The 2,866-nt window shown below is 70.1% G+C and carries 3 protein-coding genes; all 3 read left to right on the top strand.

The genetic code is table 11. The features are described 5' to 3' along the window. Positions 1-1,471 (top strand): Ig-like domain-containing protein (locus ACNPM4_RS06385; RefSeq protein ID WP_448985109.1); only part of this gene is annotated, 1,471 nt, incomplete at its 5' end. 86 nt (positions 1,472-1,557) lie between these two features. Further along, a complete protein-coding gene (locus ACNPM4_RS06390) occupies positions 1,558-2,736 on the top strand; it encodes a sensor histidine kinase (RefSeq protein ID WP_448985111.1) in 1,179 nt (392 codons plus the stop codon). Beyond that, a partial coding sequence (locus tag ACNPM4_RS06395; protein WP_448985113.1) for a response regulator transcription factor occupies positions 2,733-2,866 on the top strand: 134 nt, incomplete at its 3' end. The genes ACNPM4_RS06390 and ACNPM4_RS06395, both read left to right, overlap by 4 nt.

Raw genomic sequence — 2,866 nt, forward strand, 5'->3', positions numbered from 1 at the left:
GGACGCGACTCCCACCTTCACGGGCACCGGCGATGACGGCGACACGATCACTCTGACTGACGATGACGGCACGGTGCTGTGCACGGCGACCGTGGTCGATGGCGTTTGGTCGTGCACGCCGACCGATCCGCTGCCGGAGGGCGCGAACACGATCACGCCCACGGCGACAGACCTGGCGGGTAACTCCACGGCGGGCGATCCGATCGATCTCACGGTCGACACGGAGGCCCCGTCGGCGCCGGTGATCACCGGGCCGGCTGATGGTGCCGTGGTGACGGATGCGACGCCCACGTTCACCGGAACCGGTGATGACGGGGACACGATCACCGTGACCGATGGTGACGGCACTGTGCTGTGCACGACGACCGTCGTCGATGGCGCGTGGTCGTGCACGCCGACGGATCCGCTGCCGGAGGGCGTGAACACGATCACGCCGACCGCGACCGACCCCGCCGGGAACACGACGCCGGGTGATCCGATCGACGTGACCGTGGATACGGTGGCCCCCTCCGCTCCGGTCATCACCGGTCCGGCTGACGGTGCTGTGCTGACGGACGCGACGCCGCCCTTCACGGGTACCGGTGATGATGGTGACACCATCACTCTGACCGACGATGACGGCACCGTGCTCTGCACGACGACGGTGGTCGACGGCGAATGGTCGTGCACGCCCACGGATCCGCTGCCGGAGGGCGCGAACACGATCACGCCGACCGCGACCGACCCTGCCGGGAACACGACGGCGGGCGACCCGATCGACGTGACCGTGGACGCGGTCGCCCCCACGGCCCCGGTGATCACAGGTCCGGCGGATGGCGCTGCGGTGACGGATGCCACGCCCACCTTCACGGGCACCGGTGATGACGGCGACACCATCACTCTGACCGACGATGACGGCACCGTGCTCTGCACGACCAGCGTCGTCGACGGCGCCTGGTCCTGCACCCCGACCGATCCGCTCCCGGAAGGGACGAACACGATCACGCCGACCGCGACGGACCCGGCGGGGAACACGACCGCGGGCGATCCCATCGACGTGGTCGTCGACACGGTGCCGCCCGCTCCGGTCCTGAACCCGGTCTGTGTCCAGAACCCGGATCTCACGATCACCTGTTCGGGCACCGGCGAGCCGGGGACGACCGTGGTCGTCACTGCGCCGGACGGCACGGAACTGTGCCGCACCGCTGTGGTCATGCCGGAGTGGAGCTGCACGTCGTCCGGTCCTGCCGACCCGCAGGAGGTCACCATCACGGTCATCGATGCGGCAGGCAACGTCTCGACGCCCACGATCGCTCCTGTGACGCCGTACGTCCCGCAGCCGTCCGGCGGGGGCGGCGGCACGTTGGGAACCACCGGTGCCGACAGCTCCGCGGCGATCGCCCTGGGAGTGCTCCTGCTCTTGATGGGCGGGGCGGCGCTCCTGCGCTCGAGGCGATGGGCGCTCATGGAATCCGATTCCTCGACCGCTTGACGGGAGATCCTCGCCCGCGTACGACACCGCACGGATACATCCACGGACGGATGTGTCCGTGCGGTGGGCTCGCGTAGCGTGGGGGAGTGATCCGCCCGCTCTCCCGCATGGCGCTGACCCTCGACATCGTCGGGGCGGCGCTGCTCTTCCTCGTCCTGGCGCCGATGTCCCTCGTGTTCTACGGGCCGGGGACCGGGAACACGGCGATCGGCGGCGTGTCCGTCGTGGCGGTCGTCTTCGCGGCGGTGCTGATGTTCGGCGGTGTCGCGATCGGACGACTCGCGCCGGGCTGGTCACTGGTCGCCGCCTGGGCCGGGGCGATCCTTCAGATGATCGCCGGGTTCGGCCCGCTGCCGATCGACTTCGCCATCCTGCTCGTGCTCTATGCCACGGCGGCGTGGGGCACGAGGCGGGTGCTCTGGTGGGGGTTCGCCTCCGCGCTGTTCGGCGGCATCGTCGCGGCGGTGTACATGGTCATCGTGAACGGCGTCGCCTTCGGGACGGGCACCGGCTGGGAGAAGGTCACGACCGGCACGCTGCTGCTCATCGTCTCCGTCATGGCGCTCGGATTCGCGTGGGTGTGCGGACTGCTGTGGCGGGTCGTGCTGCGTGCACGCCGCACCCGTGCCGCGCAGCTGCAGGCTGAGTCACTCGCGGTCGAGGAGCAGGAGCGGGTCCGCATCGCCCGCGACATGCACGACATCGTCGCCCACTCTCTCGCCGTCGTGATCGCGCAGGCCGACGGTGCGCGTTACGCGGCAGCGGCGAAACCCGAGATGGCGACGGAGGCGCTCGGCACGATCGCACAGACCGCCCGTGGGGCGTTGAGCGACGTGCGGATGCTGCTCACCCAGCTTCGGCACCGGCAGGGAGACGGCCCGCAGCCCACGCTCGCCGACCTCGAAGCGCTGTTCGCGCAGGTGAGGCAGGCGGGGATCGAGCCGCGTGTCACCGTCGACCCGATGCCTCCGGGGGAACCACCGGGGGCGATCCAGCTCGCCGTGTACCGCATCCTCCAGGAGGCGCTGACGAACGCGATCCGCCATGGCGACGGTGCGGTCGACGTGCACCTGGCGTGGTTTCCCGATCGGGTCGACATCGACGTGCGGAACACGGTGCCGCGGGAGACGACGGTCGGGCCCGGTGGGCACGGTGTCATCGGCATGCGCGAGCGGGCGCAGCTCGTCGGCGGTAGTCTGCAAGCCGAGCATCGGGGGGCGCAGTTCGTGGTCCACGCCTCGCTTCCGATCGGAGCTTCCGAATGATCAGAGTCGTGCTCGTCGACGACCAGGCGCTGTTCCGCGCCGGCATCCGGATGCTCGTCGCCTCGCAACCCGACCTGGAGGTGGTCGGCGAAGCCGGCAACGGACAGGAGGCACTCGACGTCGTCCGTGC

The organism is Microbacterium umsixpiens, assembly GCF_053543675.1.